Source organism: Streptomyces sp. NBC_01264, assembly GCF_026340675.1.
GTDB lineage: Bacteria > Actinomycetota > Actinomycetes > Streptomycetales > Streptomycetaceae > Streptomyces.
This window is the reverse complement of record NZ_JAPEOX010000001.1, coordinates 1,017,607-1,039,824: the sequence shown is the minus strand read 5'-3', so window position 1 is coordinate 1,039,824 and position 22,218 is coordinate 1,017,607. Positions and strand designations below refer to the sequence as shown.

At 71.5% G+C, this 22,218-nt stretch carries 15 protein-coding genes and 1 pseudogene; 5 read left to right on the top strand and 11 right to left on the bottom strand.

The annotated features are described in order from the left end of the window. Positions 1-14: 14 nt before the first annotated feature. A complete protein-coding gene (locus OG435_RS04670) occupies positions 15-1,361 on the bottom strand; it encodes a serine hydrolase domain-containing protein (protein WP_266875460.1) in 1,347 nt (448 codons plus the stop codon). Between the two features lie 388 nt (positions 1,362-1,749). Here OG435_RS04670 and OG435_RS50340 point away from each other — a divergent pair. Then, positions 1,750-2,580: pseudogene (locus OG435_RS50340) on the top strand (beta-propeller fold lactonase family protein); the annotation flags it as partial. A gap of 31 nt (positions 2,581-2,611) precedes the next feature. After that, complete coding sequence (locus OG435_RS04665; protein WP_266875459.1) at positions 2,612-2,953, top strand: hypothetical protein; 342 nt, start codon at positions 2,612-2,614, stop codon at positions 2,951-2,953. 685 nt (positions 2,954-3,638) lie between these two features. Here OG435_RS04665 and OG435_RS04660 read toward each other — a convergent pair. Continuing rightward, positions 3,639-4,469: a peptidoglycan recognition protein family protein gene (locus tag OG435_RS04660; protein ID WP_266875458.1), complete on the bottom strand. Its 831-nt coding sequence runs from the start codon at positions 4,467-4,469 to the stop codon at positions 3,639-3,641. A 982-nt stretch (positions 4,470-5,451) separates the two neighbouring features. Here OG435_RS04660 and OG435_RS04655 point away from each other — a divergent pair. Next, entirely contained in the window at positions 5,452-6,642 is a 1,191-nt protein-coding gene (locus OG435_RS04655) for a cytochrome P450 (RefSeq protein WP_266875457.1), read from the top strand. A gap of 178 nt (positions 6,643-6,820) precedes the next feature. After that, complete coding sequence (locus tag OG435_RS04650) at positions 6,821-8,734, top strand: APC family permease (RefSeq protein ID WP_266875456.1); 1,914 nt, start codon at positions 6,821-6,823, stop codon at positions 8,732-8,734. A 192-nt stretch (positions 8,735-8,926) separates the two neighbouring features. Here OG435_RS04650 and OG435_RS04645 read toward each other — a convergent pair whose 3' ends face one another. Then, positions 8,927-10,663 carry an amidase gene (locus OG435_RS04645; RefSeq protein ID WP_266875455.1) on the bottom strand — a complete coding sequence of 579 codons (1,737 nt, stop codon included), beginning with the start codon at positions 10,661-10,663 and terminating at the stop codon, positions 8,927-8,929. Positions 10,664-10,817: 154 nt separating this feature from the next. On the opposite strand from OG435_RS04645, the gene OG435_RS04640 reads away from it, so the two are divergent. After that, positions 10,818-11,537 carry a TetR/AcrR family transcriptional regulator gene (locus tag OG435_RS04640; RefSeq protein ID WP_266875454.1) on the top strand — a complete coding sequence of 240 codons (720 nt, stop codon included), beginning with the start codon at positions 10,818-10,820 and terminating at the stop codon, positions 11,535-11,537. 87 nt (positions 11,538-11,624) lie between these two features. Here OG435_RS04640 and OG435_RS04635 read toward each other — a convergent pair whose 3' ends face one another. Genes OG435_RS04635 through OG435_RS04600 form a run of 8 tightly spaced genes read right to left on the bottom strand, consistent with a single transcriptional unit; the run spans position 11,625 to position 22,119 of the window. Next, positions 11,625-12,440: an ECF transporter S component gene (locus OG435_RS04635; RefSeq protein WP_266875453.1), complete on the bottom strand. Its 816-nt coding sequence runs from the start codon at positions 12,438-12,440 to the stop codon at positions 11,625-11,627. Beyond that, the gene (locus tag OG435_RS04630; RefSeq protein WP_266875452.1) at positions 12,437-14,092 is read right to left on the bottom strand and encodes an ABC transporter ATP-binding protein; all 1,656 of its coding nucleotides are present in this window, start codon (positions 14,090-14,092) and stop codon (positions 12,437-12,439) included. The genes OG435_RS04635 and OG435_RS04630 overlap by 4 nt, the downstream gene beginning before the upstream one ends. Then, on the bottom strand, positions 14,089-15,291 hold the full coding sequence (locus tag OG435_RS04625) for an energy-coupling factor transporter transmembrane component T (RefSeq protein ID WP_266875451.1): 1,203 nt from the start codon (positions 15,289-15,291) through the stop codon (positions 14,089-14,091). Before OG435_RS04625 ends, OG435_RS04630 begins: the two co-directional genes overlap by 4 nt. A gap of 4 nt (positions 15,292-15,295) precedes the next feature. Then, entirely contained in the window at positions 15,296-16,225 is a 930-nt protein-coding gene (locus OG435_RS04620) for a hypothetical protein (RefSeq protein ID WP_266875450.1), read from the bottom strand. Then, complete coding sequence (locus OG435_RS04615) at positions 16,222-18,858, bottom strand: prenyltransferase/squalene oxidase repeat-containing protein (RefSeq protein WP_430625573.1); 2,637 nt, start codon at positions 18,856-18,858, stop codon at positions 16,222-16,224. Before OG435_RS04615 ends, OG435_RS04620 begins: the two co-directional genes overlap by 4 nt. Further along, complete coding sequence (locus tag OG435_RS04610) at positions 18,815-19,270, bottom strand: hypothetical protein (protein ID WP_266875448.1); 456 nt, start codon at positions 19,268-19,270, stop codon at positions 18,815-18,817. Before OG435_RS04610 ends, OG435_RS04615 begins: the two co-directional genes overlap by 44 nt. 54 nt (positions 19,271-19,324) lie before the next feature. Beyond that, complete coding sequence (locus tag OG435_RS04605) at positions 19,325-20,521, bottom strand: PP2C family protein-serine/threonine phosphatase (protein ID WP_266875447.1); 1,197 nt, start codon at positions 20,519-20,521, stop codon at positions 19,325-19,327. Next, a complete protein-coding gene (locus tag OG435_RS04600) occupies positions 20,518-22,119 on the bottom strand; it encodes a sensor histidine kinase (protein ID WP_266875446.1) in 1,602 nt (533 codons plus the stop codon). Before OG435_RS04600 ends, OG435_RS04605 begins: the two co-directional genes overlap by 4 nt. Between the last annotated feature and the right edge of the window lie 99 nt (positions 22,120-22,218).

Genomic DNA, 22,218 nt, shown 5'->3' with positions numbered 1-22,218 from the left:
GGGAGAAGCCTCGGTCACGCCCCGGTCCGCAGCGCGGCGCGTCCGCTGTGCAGGTAGAGCGCCCGTCCTTCGGAGTCGGCGCCGGCCAGTGCGTAGACCTCGTGGCGGCCCGCGCGCTCCTCGACCGCGATCAGACGGTCCTCGTCCAGCCGGACCAAACGGGCTGTCCGGCCGTCGCCGAAGAGCAGCCGGGACTCGGCCGTCCGCGGGGTGGTGGTGAGTGAGGCGGAGCCGTCGTCGTGCACGGCGAGATCGAGGTCGACCAGTGCGTCGCGGTAGGAGCCGGCGGCGCGACGTGCATCGATCGGTGCCGGTTCGGAGGGGACCCGGGGCGGCTCGGGCAGCTGCACACCGGCGAGTTCGCGCAGCAGGTGGCCTCCCACCGCCCGGAAGAGGGCGGGGGCGTTGCCGCCGTTGGTGAGCACCACGACGGCCACGCCGGCCGCCGGGACGATCCGCAGGAAGGCGTACTGCCCGATCGTCCCGCCGTCGTGCCCAATGACCGAACCGCCGGGGCACTCCCAGAGCATCCACCCCAGTCCCCAGTGGTCGCCCAGAGCCGCCAGCCCCGGTACGGGCACCTGGGGCTCGCGCATGGCGTCGAAGGCCGGGTCGGTCAGGTGCATCCGTACGAACCCGAGCAAGCTGCGCGCCGACATCGCCAGCGTGGCACCGGCGGGCGCGGCGGAAGCCGGGAGCCCGTATACGGGGGCGGGACGGACGTCCGGCCCGATGTGGCCGATGGCGGCGAGCTGCAGGACGGCCTCACCGGCGTGCGTGGAGACATGGGAGAGGCCGAGCGGCGCGATCAAGTGGCGGCGCAGCGCGGCGTTGTAGGGCTCGCGGCGCAGGACTTCGACGATCCTGCCGAGCAGGACGAAGCCGCTGTTGCAGTACGAGAACCGCTCGCCGGGAGGGAACAGCTGGACGGCGTCGGCCAGCGTGCCGACGTAGCGCTCGATCGCGTCGTCGTTCGTCCCGGTGTCGGTGAAGCGGTCGCCTTCGAGGCCGCAGGTATGGGACAGCAGCTGCCGGGTGGTGATGGCGGCGGAGGCGCCTTCGTCGTCGTCGGCCGCGAACTCCGGCAGGTACTCCCGTACGGGCCGGTCCAGATCGAGGAGCCCTTCGTTCACCAGCTGCTGCACCAAAGTGGCCGTCCAGACCTTGGTGATCGATCCGATCTGGAAGACCGCCTTGTCGGTCGCGGGGACCCCGGTGGCCTTGTTCACCACACCGGCCGCCACATCGACGACCTCGCCGTCCACCAGTACGGCGACCTGGGCGCCGGGTACGTCGTGCAGTGCGATCAGATCCGCGAGGTTCGCTGTGATCCAGTCCCTCGCTGTGTGGGCTTGCGACACGACTGCATTCCCTTCGGGGGTTCGGGCCGGCTCCGGCGCCAGGGGTGAAGCAGGCAAGATGCGACGCTGCCGCCTCGTTGTTGCGCAATCATCGTATGGATTGTGGAACAAAAGCGAGGGGTGGCGAGCGTGAACTTGGCTGGGCTCGCACTTCGGAGCTCGATTCGCGCTCGGCGTCGGGCCTGGCTGTTGGCCTTGCTTCGAAGGTAGGCCGGATTGGAATATTTGGAGCATTGCGGACATGTCGTGATTGATAGTCAGATATAACTACGCGTACAACGTTCCTCGCAGCTTGAACAGGGACACCCCCTGATCGGGTCGTTCGAGGAGGATCCATGCAGCACTTCGCTGTCCGCGGGAATCCGCATGTGGGGGCGTCCGGGGGTACGTGTCGAGGCACGGCGTTCGGAAGGCATCGTGTGCGGTACTCGCTGCCGCAGCCGTTCTGACGCCGTCCGTCGCCCTGGCGGCTCCTGCCGCACCCGGCACGTACGCATACGTCGCCAACACGGGCCCGGGCAAGGTCCGGGTGTTCGACACCGTCACCAACGCCCTCGTGGCGAGCATCGACACCGGAGCGTTCAGCGGGCCCGTGCAGGTCGCCGCCAGCCGGAACGGCAAGAAGGTCTACGTGACGGAGCGGGACTCGCGCGCCGTGTCGGCGATCGACGCTCTCACCAACACCGTGGTGGCCGAAATCCCCACGGGGAACGGCACTCCGGAGAGCGTGGTCATCTCGCCGGACGACAGTTGCGCCTATGTCACCGTGGAGGGGAACGGACCGGCCAACCGCGTGGTGGCGATCAACACCGCCACCAATGTCATCGTGGGCACCCTCGAGACGGGGGCGGACACGCTCCCGAACGGGGTGGTGGTGTCCCCGGACGGGAAGCGCCACTACGTCGCCTACCGGGGCGCAGCGGTGGTGGCAGTGATCGACGCCGCCACCATGACGCTCATCACGACGGTGGACGTCGGACCGAGCGCACCGCGAAAGGTGGCCATCTCGCCGAGCGGCGCACGTGTCTACGTCACCGAGAACACCTCGGGCGAGGTATCGGTCATCGACTCCGCCACCAACACGGTCGTGGTGCCGATTCCGGTCAACCAGGGGGTGGACGGCGTGGAGGTCTCGCTGGACGGAAGGCGCGTCTACGTCGCCGACCGGAACAACGCCCGGGTGGCGGTCATCGATGCCGCCACGAACACCGTCGTCACTTCGATCCCCACCACCCCTGGATCCCGCGGAAATGGCGGTTTCCCCCACCGGAGCCCGGCTGTACGTCAGCCACCCCAACGGCGCGCACGGGGTATCCGTCATCGACCTCGCCACCAACTCCGTCTCCGCGACCATCGACAGCCCCGGAGGCGGGCTCATCGGAATCGACCTGGGCTCGGTGCCGGGGACCTCGAAGGTGTCCTGCCCGGCCGGCAGCGTGCTGACGGGCGGCGGCTTCGGATCCACCGGCCCCGCACCGGACCAGCTCGTCAGCAGGCCGGTACCCGGCACCAACGACTGGGAGGTGAACGGGCAGAACAGGACGCGGGACGACGTCACCCTCACCCCGTATGCCGTCTGTGCCACGCCATGACGGCCTCGCGACGACCCGAAGGCAGCCGCCGACTGCCCACGGGCCCCGGGGCCACTTCCAGCGGACAATGATCAGGAGCACGTGCATGCCGTCTGAAAGCACAGCAGCAACGCGGCGGAGCGGTCCGCCACGCCGGACCGGATGGGTCGCCGGAGCCGTTGTCTCGCTCGCCCTCGCGGCGCCCGCAGCCGCCGCCACCCCGCAGGACCCGGCGGACGCGCAGTACCTGACGGTGGATCCGCCTCCGCAGCACGACGAATGCGCCGAGGGGCGGCCATGGGAGGAGTCGTGCGAGCCCCACCACGGAGAGCCTCCGTTTCCCCCCGGACCTCCCGGCCCCCCGGACCGGCTGGAGCCCCCGGACCTTCCGGACCGGCCGGGTCCCCAGGTCCTCCGGGAACCCAGGGCGCTCCGGGGGTCCCCGGCCCGGCCGGCACCCCGGGATCAGCCGGGCCCGCCGGACCCCAGGGAGTAGCCGGACCTGCGGGCCCTGCTGGTCCCCCCCGGACGCGTTTTCACCCTCGTCATCACGGGCCAGCCCGTCTTGATCCCCGCGGCCCCGTAGCGGCACCGGGCCCCGCGCGGGCTGCCGTACCGCACGGCCGGCACGACCACGTGCTGCCGGCCGTGCGGCGCACCCGGCGGCACGAGACCACGGGCGGGAGCGGCCTCGGCGGCGTGTGTGTCAGCCGTGGCGCAGAGACCCCAGCAGGCCTTCCGGGAGGTACTCCGAGTGGGCGTCGGCCACCGCCGCCGGGTCGGTGGGCCAGTCGAGAGGAGGGTGTTCGGGCCGGCGCGGCAGCGACACGGGCTCGGCGCTTCCGAGTCGCCGGGCGACGTCCTCGCGCAGCTTCGGCAGCAGTGCGTAGAGCGTGTCACCGGGACACGCGGTGCTGTTGAAGTCCCGGTGCCCGTAGATCTCGGAGGCCGGCACGTCGTACTGGCGGCACACGCGGGCGCACAGGTCGGCGAGGACGGAGAACTGCGCCGGCGGAGGCTGCACCGTCATGTAGGTGCCCTCGTTCTCGATGCCGATGGCTACGTTGTTCTGCCCGACGCAGTGGGCGCCCCGTACCGTCCGGGCCCCGGCGTCCAGCGCGGCGAGGCTGTGGTGCCGCCCCTCGAGGACGAAGGCACCCCTGCTGATGGTGAAGTGCTGGCCGGTGTCGATCCAGCCCTGCATGTCCATGTGGTACGTCTGGATGGCACGGGCGAGGCTGAGGGCCCGCTCCCGCGAGTAGTCCGTGACGTTGGCCGTGGCCGTGTGGTGGATGATGATCTTCTCGGGCCGCGAGGCGAGCAGTACGACTTGTTCGGACGCCTCGCGGGCGCCCCAGCCGGCGCAGCCGATGATCTCGGGCGCCGGTTGGCCGTCGCGGCGCTGGAATGCCCAGGGACGGGTGGAGGCCCTGGCCGGGGAGGCAGCGGCGGTGGGCAGGATGGAGGCGGCTCCGACCGCGAGCGCGGCGGATACCAGAGCCCTGCGGGTGAGCCGGGAGTGCGGTGTGAAGGTCATGGAGCAGCCGTTCCGGTGGGGGGAGACGTCCCATGGAACGAGGCGGCCCCCCCGGAGGCACGCAGGCGCTCCGGGGACGCGCTCCGTTGGTCCTTTGGGAGGACGGCGAGTCGGCCGCACGGTGTAGGGCGGCTCCGTTGCCCGGCCGGCCGGGCAACGGCCGACCCAGGTCGTGGCCCGGCCCGGCAAAGCTCAGTCCGTAGGGCGAGGGTCCGGCGGGTGACGGGTTCGCGGCCCGCGGTCCGGTCGCCGCCGCTCCTCAGGGGCCTTTGTCGAGTTCCGCGACGATCGAGGCGGGGGCGTGTCCGCTGCCGTCGGACAGGCGGTGGAAGCCGACGGAGACGAAGTGCGGAGTGCGGCCCCCCCCCGGGCGGTCCGGCACTGCTCCGCGATGTCCAGGGACGCGGTGGGGACCGTGGCCACGTTGCGGTGGTGGCTCATCGTGAACAGCCGCCGGAATCCGGGTTCCTGCCGGTCCAGGGGCACGTCGGGCCGGCGGGTGACGCACGCGAGGTCGTCGCCCAGGTCGCCGAGGCTCCAGTAGTTGCTCACGGTCCAGGACCTGTCGTGCATGACGGCCGCGGCGGCGCCCGGTGCGCAGAGGAGGGCCGGAAGGAAGACGCACACCATGAGGCGGAGCCCTCTTCCTCGCGCTCTCCCGAGGTCTCGCCGAGGCGATGGGCGGCACGCTCACCCCCGAGGACACTCCGGGAGGCGGCTTGACGTTGACCCTCTCGCTGCAGGCTGCTCTTCCCGTTCCCGTCCAGGGGTGCGGACACCACATCCGCCCCAGGAAGGCGCGCCGGTATTGCTTTCGTTCGCCGGTCAGTGCAACAGTGCGTTGCGTTCGAGCTCAGCGTCATTGCATCAATTTGGCACCATCCACCTGCAGTTATGCCTTCATGCGGATTGAAGTCGCTTCGAATGCGACGTAGCGTTCGAGAAACGTCAAACACGCACTATCGCGAGCTGAGGAATGGTCATGGATGAGTCCCTCCACACGGTCACGACGCTGCCGACGGAGCGTCAGCCCGGTTGTCCCTTCGACCCGCCGGCAGAACTGATCGAAGCCCGCAGGCACGGTTCGATCAGCCGCTACACCCACCCCGGCGGGAAACCCGGCTGGATGATCACCGGATACGACCTGGTCCGGTCGGTCCTGGCCGACCCGCGGTTCAGCTCGCGCAAGGAGCTGCTGAACGTGGTCGACTTCGAGATCCCTCCGGCGCCGCCCGGGGAGTTCCTCCTCATGGACGAGCCGCAGCACGGGCGCTACCGGAAGCTTCTGGTGGGCAAGTTCACCGCGCGGCGGATGCGGCTGCTGACCGAGCGCATAGAGGAGATCACCGACGACTGTCTGGACGCCATGGAGGAGACCGGGCCGGCGGTGGACCTGGTGACCGCGTTCGCCAAGCCCATCCCCACCATCATCATCTGTGAGCTGCTGGGAGTGCCGTACGAGGACCGGGCCTCGTTCCAGGAGCAGATCGACAAGTTCATGAACGGGGAGACCGGCGACGAGGAGCTGTTGGCGGCCTACACCGCGACGCAGGACTACCTCGCGAAGCTGGTGGCCGCGAAGCGCGCGAACCCCACCGACGACGTGCTCAGCGAACTCACCGACAGCGACCTGACCGATGAGGAGCTGCAGGGGATCAGCCTGATCCTGCTGGCCGCCGGATTCGACACCACCGCGAACATGCTGGCCCTCGGGGCCTTCGCGCTGCTGGAGAATCCGGAGCAACTGGCGGCCCTGCGCGCCGATCCCGCGCTCGTGGACCAGGCCGTCGAGGAGCTGCTGCGGTATCTGAGCGTCGCCAAGTCCTTCATGAGGACGGCATTGGAGGACGTCGAGGTGGGCGGCCAGACCATCGAGGCCGGCACGACGGTGGTCCTGTCGTACAACACCGCCAACCGTGACCCCGAGCGCTACGCGGATCCCCACACGCTCGACCTCGGCAGGGACTCCGGCGGGCACCTGGCCTTCGGGCACGGCATCCACCTGTGCCTCGGTGCGCAGCTGGCCCGTGTCGAGATGCGCGTCGCGTTCTCCGCGCTGCTGGGCCGCTTCCCGACGCTGCGCCTGGCCGTACCGGCCGAGAAGGTTGCGCTGCGCCCGGAGACAGCGGACATCTACGGGGTGAAGAGCCTCCCGGTCACCTGGGACGTGTGACCGCCGGGCCGAGCCCGACTCCGGCGCCCGCGGGGGCAGACCGAAGACCGTGCCCCGTCGCATATGGATCGCGTGAAGAGTGGCGGGGTGGCCGTATGGATCACGCCAAGAGTGCTGGCGGCCGCCCCGTACGACTTCGACGCTGTTCTCACTTTGCTCATTCGGAGGGAACGGCGACATGGCCATACAGGTAGGAAAAGCGACCGCGGCAGCTCAGGGGCCGGGCCAGGAGGAGCCCCCTGATACCGGCGCGACGGTGGCCGGGGACCGGCACAAGCTGACCGCCGTGCAGGGCCTCGCCGCGCTGTCGCTCGACGCGATGGCCTCCGTCGCGTACGGCCCCGAGTCGATCGTGCTCGTACTGGCCGCGGCCGGCGCGTACGGGCTCGGTTTCACCCTTCCCGTCACCTTGGCGATCGCCGCGCTCCTTGCCGTACTGGTCGCCTCGTACCGGCAGGTGATCGCCGCGTTCCCCGATGGCGGCGGTTCCTACGCCGTCGCCAAGCGGCATCTGGGCCGGCGTACGAGCCTGGTCGCCGCGGCCTCGCTGATCCTCGACTACGTGCTGAACGTCGCGGTCTCCGTCACCGCGGGCGTGGCCGCCCTGACCTCGGCCTTCCCGGGCCTGCACGGTCAGCGGGTCTGGATCTGCCTCGCCGTCCTGGTTCTGGTCACCGGCGTGAACCTGCGCGGGGTCGTCGACTCCGCCAAGGCCTTCCTCGTGCCGACCGCGCTCTTCGTCGGCTCGATCCTCGCGATGATTACCGTCGGGCTCTTCCGCGACGGCCCGGTCAGCACCGCCTCCGCCGCCGGGCACGCCTCCGCGCTCGGTGAGGGTGCCACCACGGTCGGCGCGCTCCTGCTGCTGAAGGCCTTCGCCGCCGGCTGCTCGGCACTGACCGGAGTCGAGGCCGTCGCCAACGCCGTCCCGTCCTTCCGGGCCCCGGCCGCCCGGCGGGCCCAGCGCACCGAGGTCGCCCTCGGCGCCTTGCTCGGCGTGATGCTGATCAGCCTGTCGATCCTCATCGGCCGCTTCCACCTCCAGCCGGTGGAGGGCGTGACCGTCCTCGCTCAGCTCGCGGACGCCTCCTTCGGTCACAACGCGGCTTTCTACGTGGTTCAGTTCGCCACCATGGTGCTCCTCGCGCTCGCCGCGAACACCTCCTTCGGCGGCCTCCCGGTGCTGATGAGCCTGCTGGCCCGCGACAACCACATGCCGCACTTCTTCGCCCTCAAGGCCGACCGTCAGGTCCACCGCCACGGCGTGGTCTGGCTGGCGCTCGTCTCGGCCGTACTCCTCGTCTTCTCCGGCGGCGACACCAACACCCTCGTCCCGCTCTTCGCCATCGGCGTCTTCGTCGGCTTCACCATCTGCCAGGTCGGCATGGTCCTGCACTGGTACGGCGAGCGCCCCAAGGGCTGGCAGACGAAGGCGGCGCTCAACGGCTTCGGCGCCCTTCTGACCGGCGTTTCCGCGATGGTCGTCACCGCCACCAAGTTCACCGAGGGCGCCTGGCTGATCGTCCTGGCCCTCCCGCTGATCGTCCTCGGCTTCGAGAAGGTCCACCGGGCCTACGCCGAGATCGGCGAACGCCTCGAACTGGGCCGTGTCCCGCAGCCGCCGCACCGGGCACACTCGCTGGTCGTGGTTCCCGTCTCGGGGCTGTCCCGCCTGACCTGCCAGGCCCTCACCGCGGCCCGTTCGCTCGGCGACGAAGTCCTGGCGGTCACCGTCACCCACCGCACGGAGGAGGACCGGCAGTCGGCCGACGCCCTCCGTCGGGACTGGGAGCTGTGGAACCCCGGCGTGGAACTCATCGAACTCGCCTCGGAGAAGCGCGCGTTGGGCCGTCCGATATCGGCGTACGTCCGCAAGCTCGCCCGGACCCACCCGGACGCCCAGGTCACCGTGCTCATCCCGGAGACCGAACCCGCCCACCTGTGGCAGCGGATCCTCCAGAACCAGCGCGGATCCGTCGTCGCCCACGCCGTCCGCCGCGACACCGACGCCGCGATCTGCCGGCTGCGCTTCCGCCTCGACGCGCCGCAGACCGAAGGGACGGTTCCTGACGCCCCGTTCACGGAGTCCTGACGCAATGCACCGTGCCGCCGTCAGGACGGCACGACCATCAGGCTGGGCAGGGCCGCCGGCGTCATGACGACCAGTAGGTTCCTGCTCGTTCCACCGCCGGGGATCCCAACGTCACGCGACGAGCCGGAGGGGGGCCCACGGAGGGGGGCCCGCAAGGGACGGATCCCCGGCGGTGCACCCCTCCTTGTCAGGTCACTCCGCCGACAGTCGCGGCGTACGGGGCGGTTCCGTGCGTCGGCTGCCGGTCTTCTCGAAGGCCGCGGCGAGGGTCAGCAGGGTGTTGTCGTCGTAGGCGCGGCCTGCGAAGGTCAGTCCGACGGGCATGCCGGTGTCCGCCATGGCGCCCATGGGTACGGTCACGGTCGGGATGCCGAGGTGGCGGGGGACCAGGTTGCCGTTGGCGACCCAGGCGCCGTTGCGCCAGCCGAGGTCGGCGGAGGCCACGGAGACGTCCATGTCGGCGGGGCCGACGTCCGCGACGGCGGGGAAGACGACCGCGTCCAGACCCAGTCCGTCCATCCACAGTTCCAGGTCGACCCGGCGCGTCTCTTCGAGCCCGCGCAGTCCCTGTTCGAGGTGCGGCATGTCGGTGAGGGAGGCGTACGGGCGCTCGCGCACGAAGCGCGGGTAGTCGCCGATGGTGTCGTCGAAGCCCTCGTAGCGGTCGGGCAGTTCGCCATTTTGCTTGGGCCAGATCCGGGTGGCGTCGACCTCGGCCAGGGTGGAGAGCGCCGGGTCGCCGTTGGCCTGCAGGAAGTCGTCCCACGCCCAGGCGGACAGGTCCTCGATCTCGAAGGTGAGGAACTCGCGGCTGACCAGTCCGCGGGTGAGCAGCGAGGGCGCGCCGGGGCGGTCGGACTCGTAGTTCGACACGACGGGGAAGTCGACCTCGACCACCTCGGCGCCGGCGGCCTCCAGGTCGCGGCGGGCGGCCTCCCACAGCGCGATGACCGAGGGACGCGTGTCGACGCGCTGCCCGGTCTGGCCGCCGATGCCTCCGTCGGGGTTGGTTCCCGCGTCGGGGTCGGCGTTGATGTACATCGCGGGCACACCGACACGCTTGCCGGAGAGCGCGTCGGACGCGGCCTGGGCGCCGGCGGGCGCGAGGGCCGGGTACGAGGTGGGCCGAACCTGTGATGCCGGGGGAACCGCGACCCAGGGCTGTGCGCGCCAGAGGTCACCGCGGGTCTGCGGGTCGTCGGCCACGATGACGTCGAGCAGTTCGAGCAGGTCGGCCATGGTGCGGGTGTGCGGGACGACGACGTCCATGGTCGGTACGAGGGGCCAGTTGCCGCGGACCGAGATCACGCCGCGGCTGGGCGTGTAGGCGCACAGCGCGTTGTTCGAGGCGGGGGCGCGGCCCGAGGACCAGGTCTCCTCGCCGAGGCCGAACGCGCCGAAGGACGCCGCTGTCGCGGTGCCGGAGCCGTTGGAGGAGCCGGAGCCGTAGGCGCTGGTGAGCCAGTCGGCGCTGTACGGGCTTTCCGCGCGGCCGTACACGCCGCGCTGCATGCCGCCGTTCGCCATCGGCGGCATGTTGGTCAGGCCGATGAGGACGGCTCCGCCCGCGCGCAGGCGCTCGATGGCGAAGGCGTCGTGCTGGGCGACGAGGTGCTCGAAGGCGGGGGAGCCGGAGGCGGCCGTCAGGCCCTTCGCGAGGTAGCTGTCCTTCGCGGTGTACGGGATGCCGTCCAGCGGGCCGAGCGTCTCGCCCCGCGCGCGGCGTGCGTCGGAGGCCGCAGCATCTGCCCGGGCGTCCGGGTTCATCACGACCATCGCGTTGAGAGCGGTGGCCGTACCGGGCCGGTCGTACGCCTCGATCCGCGCGAGGTAGGCGTCGAGCAGGCCGACCGCGGTGGTCTCGCCCTTCTCCAGCGCCTCACGCAGATCGGCGATACAGGTCTCCACAACATCGAATCCGCGCGTCATACGGCTGCCTCCTGGGTGATCGGGTCGGACGGACGGGCGAGCGTCCGGCGCATCGGGCGGCCGGTCGAGCGAGAATCGGCCCACCCTGCCGCCCTGACTAGATTTTCAGTCTAGAGTAGAGATCTAGATTCCTGGAACCGAGGTGAGCCAGATCATGCCGACGTCAGAGACCGGGCCCGCGCGGCCGCAGCACTCTGTCCTGCCCGAGGGTGTGAAGGGGGCGGGGACCGACGCCGGTGCCGCTTCCCGGCCGGCCGCCACTGCCCCGGTCGACAGGAAGCGTCAGCCCAGCGGGGACGAGGCGCGGGGGCGGGCGATGCGGGCCGCCATCAGTGTCATCGCCGAGAAGGGCACCGCGGCCCTGCGGATGTCGGACATCGCCGAGCGGGCCGGCATGAGCACCGGGCACATCCTCTACCACTTCGGCAAGAAGGACCGTCTCCTGCTCGAAGTCCTCGCATGGAGCCAAGCGGATCTCTGGGACCGGTTCCAGGAGGCCTGTGACCAGGCCGTATCCCCTGCGGAGAAGCTGGACCTGTTCGTCCGCTCCTACCTGCCCCGCCACCAGGGTGACGAACGCTACGCACTGTGGACGCAGGTTCTGGCCCAGCGCCACGACGAAGCGGGCCGGCACGTCCTCACCGCGCTGCTGGACGGCTGGGACGAGCGACTGGGGGCCATCGTTCGTGAGGGCAGGGACCTGGGACACTTCGCCGAGGTGGACGTTGCCGAGTTCACCATCAGGGCCGTGGCCATGCTGAGTGGTATCTCCGAGGACGTGATGTTCGGACGGACCCGCTGGCAGCACACCTCCCCGCACGCCTTCGCCCTGTCCGCCCTCGAACGCGAACTGCGTCCGACCGGTCAGGCGTGACGCAGGCCTGACCGCATGCCCCGGCAGGCGGCGGTCAGCGGTCGATGCTCCGGTCCGTCCCCGAAGCGGACGGCGGGCACTCCGTGGTCACTGCTCAGCCGGGACCGGGCGGGGCTCGAAGCGGATCGGGGCCTGGAAGCGGGCCTTGCGGGCGGCTCGGCGGAAGACCGTGAGGACGGCGGGGCCGGCCAGGCAGACGCAGACGAAGTTGGTGACGGCCCGGCCCGTGTCCCAGCCGAGGGAGGTGGCCAGGTCGAAGGCCAGGTAGCGCTGGAACTGTTCGGTGAAGGGGAGTCCGGGGAGGTAGGCGATGGAGCTGTTCGGGTCGAGGGAGAAGGGCCAGAAGGAGAGGTTGAGGAGGAAGCCGAAGAGGTAGCCGGAGACCGAGCCGTAGACGGCGAGCATCGCGACCTCCTTGCGGCCGGTGGCCTTCGGGAGGAAGCCGGCGAGCATGCCGACGAAGGCGCAGCCGAACATCTGGTACGGCATCCAAGGGCCCACCCCGCCGGTGATGAGGGCGGAGGCGAAGAGTGAGGTACAGCCCAGGGTGAAGCCGAAGCCCGGGCCGTAGACCCGTCCGGCCAGGACGAGGATGAAGAAGACGGTCTCGATGCCGGCCGTACCCGCTCCGAGCGGTCGGATGGCGGCATTGGCGGCCGACAGGACGCCGAGCATGGCCAGGGCCTTGGAGTTGATGCCGCCCTCGGCGATCTCGGAGATGACGACGCAGAGCACGATGACGAGCAGGACGCCGAAGATCAGCGGCGGGGCGTAGTTCGACCCGAACTTCCCCGGAGCGACGAGGAAGGGCCAGAAGAAGGCGACGATGCCGAGGAACGCGGCCATGGCGATGACGATTCCGGCCCGTGCGTTGATCCGTATGGCTGCGGCACGTGCGGTCATGAGGCCGGATCCGTCCCGTGGTCGTTGAGCGTGGCGGCTGCCTGGGCGACCGTGAGGTAGGGGAGCGGGGAGAGGATCTTCGCGGTCTGGGGGGCGAAGACCGGGGAGGCGACGATGACCTCGGTGGTGGGGCCGTCGGCGACGATGTCGCCCTCGGCCATGACGACGACGCGGTCCGCGGCGCGTGCCACGAACTCGACGTCGTGGGTGGAGATCACGACGGCGCGGCCCTCGGCGGTGAGATCGTCGACGATGCGGATCAGCTCGCTCTTGGCTCGGTAGTCGAGGCCGCGGGTGGGCTCGTCGAGGAGCAGTACCCGTGGTGCGGCGGTCAGTTGGATCGCGAGGACGAGGGCCAGCTTCTGGCCTTCGGAGAGGTAGCGGGGGTGGGCGGTGCCGGGGATGCCGGGTGCCAGCCGGTCCAGGACGGTGCGGGCCCGGATCCCGTCCGACGCGACCCCGGACTCGGTGTCGGCCTGGTCGAGTTCCTGCTCGACGCTCTCCAGGTAGAGGAGGTCGGTGGGGGTCTGCGGGACCAGGCCGACCAGCTGCCGGGCGCCCGTGGCGGACAACTTCTTGGGGTCGAGCGGCTTCGGGCCGCCGGGCGAACCGACGGCCACGGAGCCGGCCTTGCGCGGTCCGGACCCCTGGAGCGCCCAGAGGAGGGAGGACTTGCCCGAGCCGTTGCGGCCCATGAGCGCGGTGACCTCTCCGCCGTACAGGGTCAGATCGACCTCGCGGACGGCCGGTACGCCGTGGTAGGCCACGGTGATCCCGCGTGCGGTGAGGAGCTCCGGGCGGTCGACGGCCGGGACGGGACGAACCGGCGGCGGGACGGCGCCGGCCAGCCGGGTCCGGAGCGGGACCGCGGCCCGGCGGGCGTCGCGGATGGAGAGCGGCAGCGGGTTCCAGCCCGCCGCGCGGCCCAGCTCGACGATGGGCGGGGCGATGGACGAGGTGCGGAAGATCTCGGCGGGCGTACCCGAGACGACGCGGCCGTTGCCCGGGAGGTGGATGACGCGGTCGGCGTACTGGACCACGCGCTCCAGGCGGTGTTCGGCGAGGAGGACGGTGACGCCGAGGTCGTGGACGAGGCGGGTGACGGCGGCCAGGACCTCCTCGGCGGCGGTCGGGTCCAGCGCGGAGGTGGGCTCGTCGAGTACGAGGACGCGTGGGTGCGCGGTGAGGACGGAGCCGATCGCGACCCGCTGCTGCTGGCCGCCGGAGAGCTCGTGCAGGGCCCGGTGGCGCAGGTCGGCGAGGCCGAGCAGGTCCAGGGTCTCCTCGACGCGCTTGCGCATGGTGGCCGGCGGGACAGCCAACTGTTCCATGGCGTAGGCGAGTTCCTCTTCGACGGTGTCGGTGACGAAGCCGTCGAGCGGGTCCTGTCCCACGACCCCTACGACGTCGGCGAGTTCGCGGGGCGGATGGTCCGCGGTGTCGCGGCCGTCGACGAGGACGCGGCCGTACAGGGTGCCGCCGGTGAAGTGCGGGACGAGGCCGTTGACGGCGCCGAGGAGGGTGGACTTGCCGACGCCGGTGTGGCCGACGACGAGGCAGAGCTCGCCCTCCTCGACGGTGAGGTCCACCTCCCGCAGGACCGGTTCGGCCGTGTCCTCGTACTGGACGGTGACCTGGTCGAAGGTGATCACTTGGGTTCCTCGGTGCGCTGTGCGGGGACGACCGGGCGGGCCGGTGCGGTCGCGGACGGTGCGGTCGGGGGCGGTGCCAGGAATCCCGCGGTCCCCGCGAGGAGGATCGCGGCCGCCGGTACCAGCGGCAGGGTGGGCCAGCTGAGGGGGTAGATGGAGGGGTTGAGCTCGGCCGCGTCGAAGCCGGCGTCGGTGAAGAGCAGGACGGCGGACAGGACGCCGCAGCCGGCGACGGCCCACTCGGCGAAGCGCCACGGATCGGGCCGGTAGGTGGTCCGGGTGACCCGGCGGCCGCCCAGGCGCAGCCCGGCGAAGCACAGTACGGCCCCTGCGCCCATGGCGGGGACCCCGAGCAGCCTCGGCGCGGTGGCGTCGAGGAGTCCGTACGCCCCTGCGCACAGTCCGCACATGCCGAGCAGCATCAGGGCGCCGGTCAGGCGGCGGGAGCGGCGGGTGGCGGTGCCGGCGCGGCCGTAGCCGCGGGAGTCCATGGCGGCGGCCAGCCGCAGGGACCGTTCCAGGGCGTCTTCGAGGACGGGGACGATGATGCCGCGCAAGGCCCGGAGCCCCTTCGAGCGGCCTGCCCACAGGCGCTTGGCGCGGTGGACGCGCTGCACGCTCTGGACGAGTTGTGGGGCGACGCTGATGGAGACGGTGACGGCGACGCCCAGCTCGTAGAGGGCGCCGGGGAGGACGCGCAGGGCCCGTTTGGGATTGGCGAGGGTGTTGGCGGCGCCGATGCAGCACAGCATGCAGGCGAGCCGCAGCCCGTCGGTGGCAGCGGAGAGCAGGGCCTCCAGGGAGACCGGGCCGCCGAGTCGGATGCCCGCATACCAGTCGGGGGTGGGGATGTGGGGCAGGGAGAAGAGGAAGTGGTCGCGGGGGGTGATGCCGGTGGCGAAGACAGCGCGGAACGTGACGCGGATCGCGACGACGGTGAGCGCGAGGTACAGGTAGTACTTGAAGCCGCGGGCCCAGGGGGCTTCGGTGCGGCGCATGGTGATGACGTAGCCGAGGACCGCGAGGACGAGGAACAGCAGCAGCGGGTTGTTGGTGCGGCTGACGGCGGTGGCCAGGGCAAGGGCCCAGATCCACCAGGCGACCGGGTGCAGGGTGCGGGGCAGCCGACGGCCGCCCGTGTCCGGCGCGGGGCCGGACACGGGCTTCTCCGCCCGCGCCGAGGTGGTGGTGCGCGGCATGCGGCTACTCCGTACGACGGCGCTGCTTGGCCGCGTACACGGCGGCGGCGCCGATCAGCAGGACCAGCGCTCCGGTGGCGACGGCGGGCAGGTACGACCCGGCATCGTGCTTCGCGTCGGCCGCAGGCGCCGCCTCGACGACCTGGGGGCCGGCGGCGGCCACGGCCGGAGCATCGGATGAAGGTGGCGCGGAGGGTGCGGGGAAGACGCTCTCGGAGGGGCTCGCCGAGGCCGAGGGGGTTTCCGGACCCGTGGGGCCGGGCGACGGCGTCGTGGTCTGCGGGGCGGCCGGGGGCGGGTTCTCCGGCCTGGGACCGGTGTTGACGTCCGGAGGCGGGGGCGCCGCTGAACGGGTGTCCTCGGGTGCGGGGCCCCCGGTGGGCTCGGAGTTCTTGGCGCGCAGCTGGTCGGGGGAGACCGTGGGCTTGCCCTCGGTGCCCTCGACGTTCGTCCCGCCGAAGATCCACAGGTCTACGCTGCCCGGCTTCGGCTTGTAGAGCATGGCGCCGAGCTGGCTGTACTCCCAGGTGTTCCGGCCCGCGTCGGCGTGCCAGTACGACCAGTAGGCGGAGGCGGGCGGGGTCAGGACGCAGTCGTCCTGCTGCGGGGCCGGGAACTGCCTGCCGCCCTGGAATCCGCTGTAGCCGATGCGGCAGATGAAGGCGGGGCCGTCGTGTCCGGTGCCGGTGGTGGCCCAGCCGCCCTGGTTGAGCAGCTCGTAGCCGGTGGTGGGGGTGCTGCCGCAGGAGCGGTAGACGGGACCGCCCCAGCGGCTGAAGTCGACTGCGAGGACCACGCCCGAGGAAGTGGTGCACCGGCCCATCGGCTGCGGTGCGGCGCCGGCCGGGGCCGCCGTGGCGGCGAAGGCCGCCACCGTCAGCCCCAGCGCGGCGATGGTCCTGGCAAGGGTGCGCACGGCACGGCTGCGGTTCATGCTCCGCTTCCCGCCCGGCGACGGCGCTTCGCCGCGCGGGTGAGGCCCCAGCCGCCGAGGGTCAGGGCCAGCGCCGCGGCGGCGAGCGTGCCGGCCTGGGCTCCGGTGGAGGCGAGCGGACCGCGGCCCGGGCCGGAGCCGCCCGTCGAGCCGGTGGCGTCGCCGTTCTCGCCCGGGGTCACGATGACGGGCGAGCCGCTTCCTCCGGCGCTTCCTCCGGCGCTTCCTCCGGAGGAGCCTCCGGACGTGCTGGGGACGGGCTCGGGCGTGGTCCCGCTCAGGTCGCGGGTCAGCAGACCGAAGGACGTGCCGAGGGCGCCGCCCACGGCCTGGGTGGAGGCGCGGAGGTCGGAGCCGCTCTGGCCGCCCTTGGCGACGTTGAAGCCGCCGTCGGTGTTCTGCTGGCCCGCCAGGAACGTGCGGGCCTTGGCGATCTGGGCGCTGTACTTGGGTGCGTCCAGCGAGAGCCCCTGGACGGCGAGGGCCGCGGAGTTGACGGAGTTGCCGGAGGCGCCCGGGAACCCGCCGTCCTCCTTCTGCTGGGTGGCGAGCCAGGAGAGGGCCTTGTCCACCGCCGCCTGGGAGTCGGCGTCGGTGAGGAGGTCCACGGTCATGGCGGCCATGGCGGTGGAGTCCACCTCGGGGCCGCTGGGTTCGCCGATCAGGCTGACCCAGGCGCCGGAGGGCGTCTGGAGGCTCTTGAGGTACGCGGCGGGCTCGGCCGCGGCGCCCTTCTCACCGGCGCGGAGCTGGGCCATGACGCCGAGCGACTGCTTGAAGACCGACGTCGCATAGGCGTAGTTGCCCTTGGCCGCGCACTCCTGACGGGTCGACGTCCTGGCCTGACAGGTGATCCTGGCGAGCGCGGCGATCAGGTCCTGGCCACCGAAGTTCCGCGGATCGCGCCCCACGGCCTCCGCGAGCAGGGCCACCTTGCCGATGGAGCCGCCGTTCGCGTACTTCGTGCCGACGAGGGTCCAGTCCTGGATGCCGCGCTTCTGCCCGTCCTTGCCGCCCTTGTCCATGAAGTCGACGATGCCCCGCAGCGTGGCGTTGTCCTCGCCGCTGGCGGCGAGGGCGTACGCGCCGTCGATGGTGAGGCCGTAGTCGGCGAAGCCGGTGCCGGGCTGGCTCTCGTAGAAGCGGCCCTGGATCAGCCGGGACGGGGCCGTCAGGTAGGTGACGCCCTTCTTCACGTCGGGCCCTTCGCCGGTCGGCGGCACGGTCGGTGTGGGCGGCGTGGTCGGGGTCGGAGGTTCGGTCGGGGTCGGCGGTTCGGCCGGCTTGGCGGTCAGGGTGACGAGATCGCCGCGGGCGCCCGCGATCGCGGCGGTCGCGGTGGGGTGGAGCCTCGACTCGGTGTCGTCCTCGGCGAAGCCGAATCCGCCCGTCGGGAGCTGGTGCCTGGAGAGCCAGGAGACACCGGCGTCGGCGAACGCCTCGTCGCCGAGGGCGCGCAGCGCCTGCGCGGCCCAGCCGGTGGCGGCCGGGTTGCCGGTCGTCTCGTAGGAGAGGGCGGGCCATGCGCCGGTCGCCAGCTGGGACCTCTTCAGGTGGCCGCGGGCCTTCTGGAGCACCGCCTCGTGGCCGCCGGCCCGTTCCAGGGCCAGGGTGATCAGACCGGTGGCGCCGGCCTCGCTCTCACATCCCGGGCTTCCGGGCCGGATGAGGACGCTGGTGAAACCGCCGTCCTCGCACTGGAGGAAGGTCAGCCGGGCCACCGAGTGAGCAGGGGGCGTCATACCGGCGTTGACCAGGGCGATGACGGCCATGGCCTGGGCGTCGGCCTGGCCGGTGGTACGGAAGTCGCCCTGGGTGAAGCAGCCTTCGACCGTCTCGCCGTCGCCGATGTCGCGGGGGCAGGCGTACTTCGCGAGGTCGCCGAGCAGGTCGTGCCCGCCGAAGGCGCGGGGATCCTTGCCGGTGGCCTCGGCCACCAGGGCGAGCCTGGCGGCGGCGGTGGCGTCCGGGATGCCGTCCTTGCCGGCCGGGTAGGCGTACGCGTCCGTCTGCACGGGCGTGGCGAGGAAGTCGGCGATCCTCTTCGCCGCCGGGCTCTCGCGATCGGCCGCCGCGAGGGCGAACACGGCCTCCGTGGTGAGGAAGTGGTTCGGGGTGGTGGAGCCCTCGTCGACGACGCGCTCCCCGTCCGTCAGCGTCCCGGCAACCCAGCGGGTGGCCGCAGGTACGTCGACCGAACCGGCGGGCACCTGGGGAGGGCTCGTGGGGACGGTGGGGTCGGGGGTGGTGAACCCCCGGATGTCGTCGGGGGAGAAGGAGGGCTTGCCCTTGGTGCCGGCGATGTCGGTGCCGCCGTAGACCCAGGCCTCCACGTCGCCGGGCTTCGGGGTCCGGGCCATGGCCCCCTGCTGGCTGTAGGACCACTTCCGCTGACCGGGTGAGGCGGTCCAGTACGACCAGTAGACGGTGGCCTGCGGCGTGAGGACGCAGTCCTCCTTGTCCGGCGTGGGGTACCGCGTACCGGAGCCCTTGCCTATGCGGCAGATGAAGGCGGGGCCGTCATGGACGGTGCCCTCGGTGGTGAACCCGCCGGTCTGCAGCAGCTCGTAGCCGGTGGTGGGGGTGGTGTCACAGCCCTTCTCCACCGTGCCGCCGAAGGGACCGAAGTCCACGGCGACGATCGCCCCGGTGGTCGCCGTGCACTGCCCGATGGGGTCTGCCGAGGCGGGCGCCGTCGCACCGACGAGGGCCACGCTCGCGGTGAAGGTCAGCGACGCCCTCGTAGGACACCGCGCAGACCTGGCAGAGGTCCTGGGTGAGCAGGACGTCCGGGGCGAGCGCGGCAAGAGCCTCGGTGTCCAAGGTGTAGAGCGAGGACCCGCTGTGTGCCGCGCCGCCCACCGCTGCGGAGATCTCCCGGCTGCTGAGTCCGTCCGCGTCGAATTCGGCACGGGTGACGACGGGAACCGGGGCCACCACCGCGGGAGGCCAGTCGCATGCGTGGGTGCGCCCGACCAGATCGGCGGCGAGTCCGAGGTCCACCACGATGTCCGTGGCCGCGGGAAGCAGGGAGACGATGCGCATGCACCGACTGTAGGCGCGCGACGGAGGGTCTGGACTTGCCGGTGGGATCCGGCCTCAGCCCCGGGACCCCCAGCCGAGGCGGAGTACGGCGAGGTCATCGGTGTGTCTTCCGGCGTTGAGGGCTCTGGTCTGGTGGATGAGGCTGTCCAGGTGCGCCGCGGGGTCGGCGGACGGAGTGGCGTTGATCAGGGGCAGGAGCCCCTCGATGCCCAGCCGGCCGTCGGCGTCGCCGTTGTGGCCTTCGGTGAGGACGTCGGTGTAGAGGGTGAGCGCCCCGCGTTCGGGGAGCGGAACGACCGTGGCCGGCCAGTCGCGGTAGCCGGGCATGATGCCGAGCGCGATGCCGTGCTCGGCGGGCACCTCCCGGGTCCCCTCCGCGGTGGTGAGGAGCGGTTCGTGATGGCCGGCCAGGTGGAGGGTGGCGGTGGAGTTCTTCTGGTCGAGGGTGAGCAGCGTGACGGTGGCGAACAGGGGCTGGGCGCCGCGCTCCGCCACCAGCAGGCGTTCCATCAGGTGCAGCAGATCGGTGCCGTGGTGTCCGGCCAGGACGAGGGAGCGCCAGGCGATGCGCAGGCAGACGCCGAGGGCCGCGGCATCCGGTCCGTGTCCGCTGACGTCGCCGACGACGGCGTGCAGCAGGCCTTCGTCTCCCTCGACGACGTCGAGGAAGTCGCCTCCGAGCAGGGCCTGTTCGACGCCCGGCAGGTAGCGGGTGGTCACCGTGACGGTGGAGGCGTCGAGGAGGGGCTGGGGCAGCAGGCCCCGTTCCAGACGGGCGTTCTCCTCGGCGCGCAGCCGGGCCGACTGGGCTTCGGCCGACGCGCGCTCGGTGTGGCTGCGGTAGACGGCGTAGCGGACCGTGCGGCGCAGCAGGTCGGCTTCGACCTTGCCCTTGACGAGGTAGTCCTGGGCGCCGGCGGCCATCGCCTCGGCCCCCGCCTGCTTCTCGGACAGGCCGGTCATGACGACCACCGCGGTGTGCGGGGCCATGGCGCGGACGGTGGTGACGGCGTTGGTGCCCGACACGTCGGGCAGGTGCAGGTCCAGGAGGATGCAGTCGAAGGTGAGGCGCGAGAGTTCCGCACGCGCCGCGGCCAGCGAACTGCTCGTGGTGAGCTCGAACCGCAGCTCGGTGTCGTGGAGGAGCTCTTCGACGAGCAGGGCGTCGGCGGCGTCGTCCTCTATGAGGAGGATGCGGTAGACAGGTTCGGTCGCGGCGACGCCGCCGGTGTGGGGGAGGGTTTCGGTCATGGCGCCGGCTCCGCGTCGGCCCGGGTCGCTTCCGCGATGGTCGACGGGGCCGGGGGCGGTTCGGCGGCGAGGGTGAAGGTGATGCGCGTCCCGTCCCGGTACTCCGGGTCGACGGCGATGGTGCCGCCGTGGAACTCGACGATCTTCTTGCACATGGCCAGGCCGATTCCGCTGCCGGGATAGACGTCCTTGGTGTGGAGCCGTTGGAAGATCACGAACACCTTGTCGGCGTAATCAGGGTCGATGCCGATGCCGTTGTCGGTCACCGTGAACCGCCACAGCTCCCCTTCCCGGACCGCACCGACACGGATCTCCGGCGCCAGGTCCGGGCGCCGGAACTTGACCGCGTTCCCGATCAGGTTCTGCCAGAGCATGCCCATCTGGGTGGGATCGGCGACCAGGGAGGGCAGCGGATCGCACGTGATCGACGCGCCCGACTCCTCGATGCCGAGGCTCAGCGCGGACAGGGCCCGTTCCATGACCACTTCGAGGTCGACCTTCTCGGGATCGTGGTGGACGCGGCCCACCCGGGAGAAGTCGAGGAGGTCGTTGATCAGGGTCTGCATCCGGTTGGCACTGTCGACGGCGATGGCGATGTACTGGTCCGCCTTGGAGTCGAGCTGCCCTCCGTAGCGCCGCTGGAGCAACTGCGTGAAGCTGGAGACCTTGCGCAGCGGCTCCTGCAGGTCGTGGGAGGCCACGTACGCGAACTGCTCCAGCTCGTCGTTGGAACGCTGGAGGTCGGCGGTCTGGGTGTCCAGGCGCCGCCGGGCCTCCTCGCTGAAGGCCAGCTCGCGCACGAGCTGACGGCGCATGAAGTCGATCTCGCCGCTGAGGCGCCGCAGGTCCGCCGGACCGGCCGAGTTGATGGGGTGGTCGAAGTCACCTCCGGCGACGGTACGGGCGTCCGCCCCGAGCTGCTCCAGCGGCCGGTTGATTCCGCGGCGCAGCCCTTCGAAGACGAGGCCGGCCATGAGGGCGATCACGGCCGCGATCGTCGCGAACAGCCAGTTGCGCAACCTCATCGTGGTGGCGAGGTCGGCCCGGGTCCGGTCCCGCTCCGCGAGCAACCGGCCCTGCTGGTCGGCCATGGCCTGACGCAGGGCGTCGAACGACGTCTTGGCCTCCGCGGCGCGTGCGGTGGCCAGGGGGGAGGACGCCCCGGAGGGGGAGGCGGCGACCGGGCGGGCGATCCTCTCCTGCCACGTGGAGGCCGCCTCCTGGACCGCCTTCAGGTCTGAGAGCGCGCGACGGTCGTCGTTCAGGAGCCGCGCGAGCTCCGAGGCGTACGCGTCCTGATCGGTGAGCCCCTGTTGATAGGGCTGGAGGAACTCGGGGGTCCCGGTGAGACCGTAGCCGCGGATACCGGTCTCCTGGTTGAGGAGGGCCGATTCCAGGCGGAAGGCGATGGCCAGCGCGGGCGACCGTACGTCCACGAGCTCCTCGCTGATCGACGCCGTACGCCCCAGCACCCACGCGCCGGTCACACCGAGCAGGGCCAGCACCGTCAGCGAAGCGGCGACCCCGACGCGGAGCCACCGCCGGGTCGTCCACGCGGAGAACCTCCGCGCGCCCGACGGCGTCAACATGCCGGTCATCCTCTGATTCCCCTCCCGAGACAGCCGCCTTGAACAGGGCGCAGCGCACACTGTAGAGGGCCCGGACAACAAATGTTGTCGCAGGCCGGATCAGGGCCT

Bases quoted from the DNA above. Each gene is read 5' to 3' on its own strand.
- OG435_RS04600 (WP_266875446.1), bottom strand. From the start codon at position 22,119: ATGACCGGCATGTTGACGCCGTCGGGCGCGCGGAGGTTCTCCGCGTGG.
- OG435_RS04665 (WP_266875459.1), top strand. From the start codon at position 2,612: ATGGCGGTTTCCCCCACCGGAGCCCGGCTGTACGTCAGCCACCCCAAC.
- OG435_RS04610 (WP_266875448.1), bottom strand. From the start codon at position 19,270: ATGCGCATCGTCTCCCTGCTTCCCGCGGCCACGGACATCGTGGTGGAC.
- OG435_RS04640 (WP_266875454.1), top strand. From the start codon at position 10,818: ATGCCGACGTCAGAGACCGGGCCCGCGCGGCCGCAGCACTCTGTCCTG.
- OG435_RS04645 (WP_266875455.1), bottom strand. From the start codon at position 10,663: ATGACGCGCGGATTCGATGTTGTGGAGACCTGTATCGCCGATCTGCGT.
- OG435_RS04655 (WP_266875457.1), top strand. From the start codon at position 5,452: ATGGATGAGTCCCTCCACACGGTCACGACGCTGCCGACGGAGCGTCAG.
- OG435_RS04635 (WP_266875453.1), bottom strand. From the start codon at position 12,440: ATGACCGCACGTGCCGCAGCCATACGGATCAACGCACGGGCCGGAATC.
- OG435_RS04625 (WP_266875451.1), bottom strand. From the start codon at position 15,291: ATGCCGCGCACCACCACCTCGGCGCGGGCGGAGAAGCCCGTGTCCGGC.
- OG435_RS04650 (WP_266875456.1), top strand. From the start codon at position 6,821: ATGGCCATACAGGTAGGAAAAGCGACCGCGGCAGCTCAGGGGCCGGGC.
- OG435_RS04605 (WP_266875447.1), bottom strand. From the start codon at position 20,521: ATGACCGAAACCCTCCCCCACACCGGCGGCGTCGCCGCGACCGAACCT.
- OG435_RS04660 (WP_266875458.1), bottom strand. From the start codon at position 4,469: ATGACCTTCACACCGCACTCCCGGCTCACCCGCAGGGCTCTGGTATCC.
- OG435_RS04620 (WP_266875450.1), bottom strand. From the start codon at position 16,225: ATGAACCGCAGCCGTGCCGTGCGCACCCTTGCCAGGACCATCGCCGCG.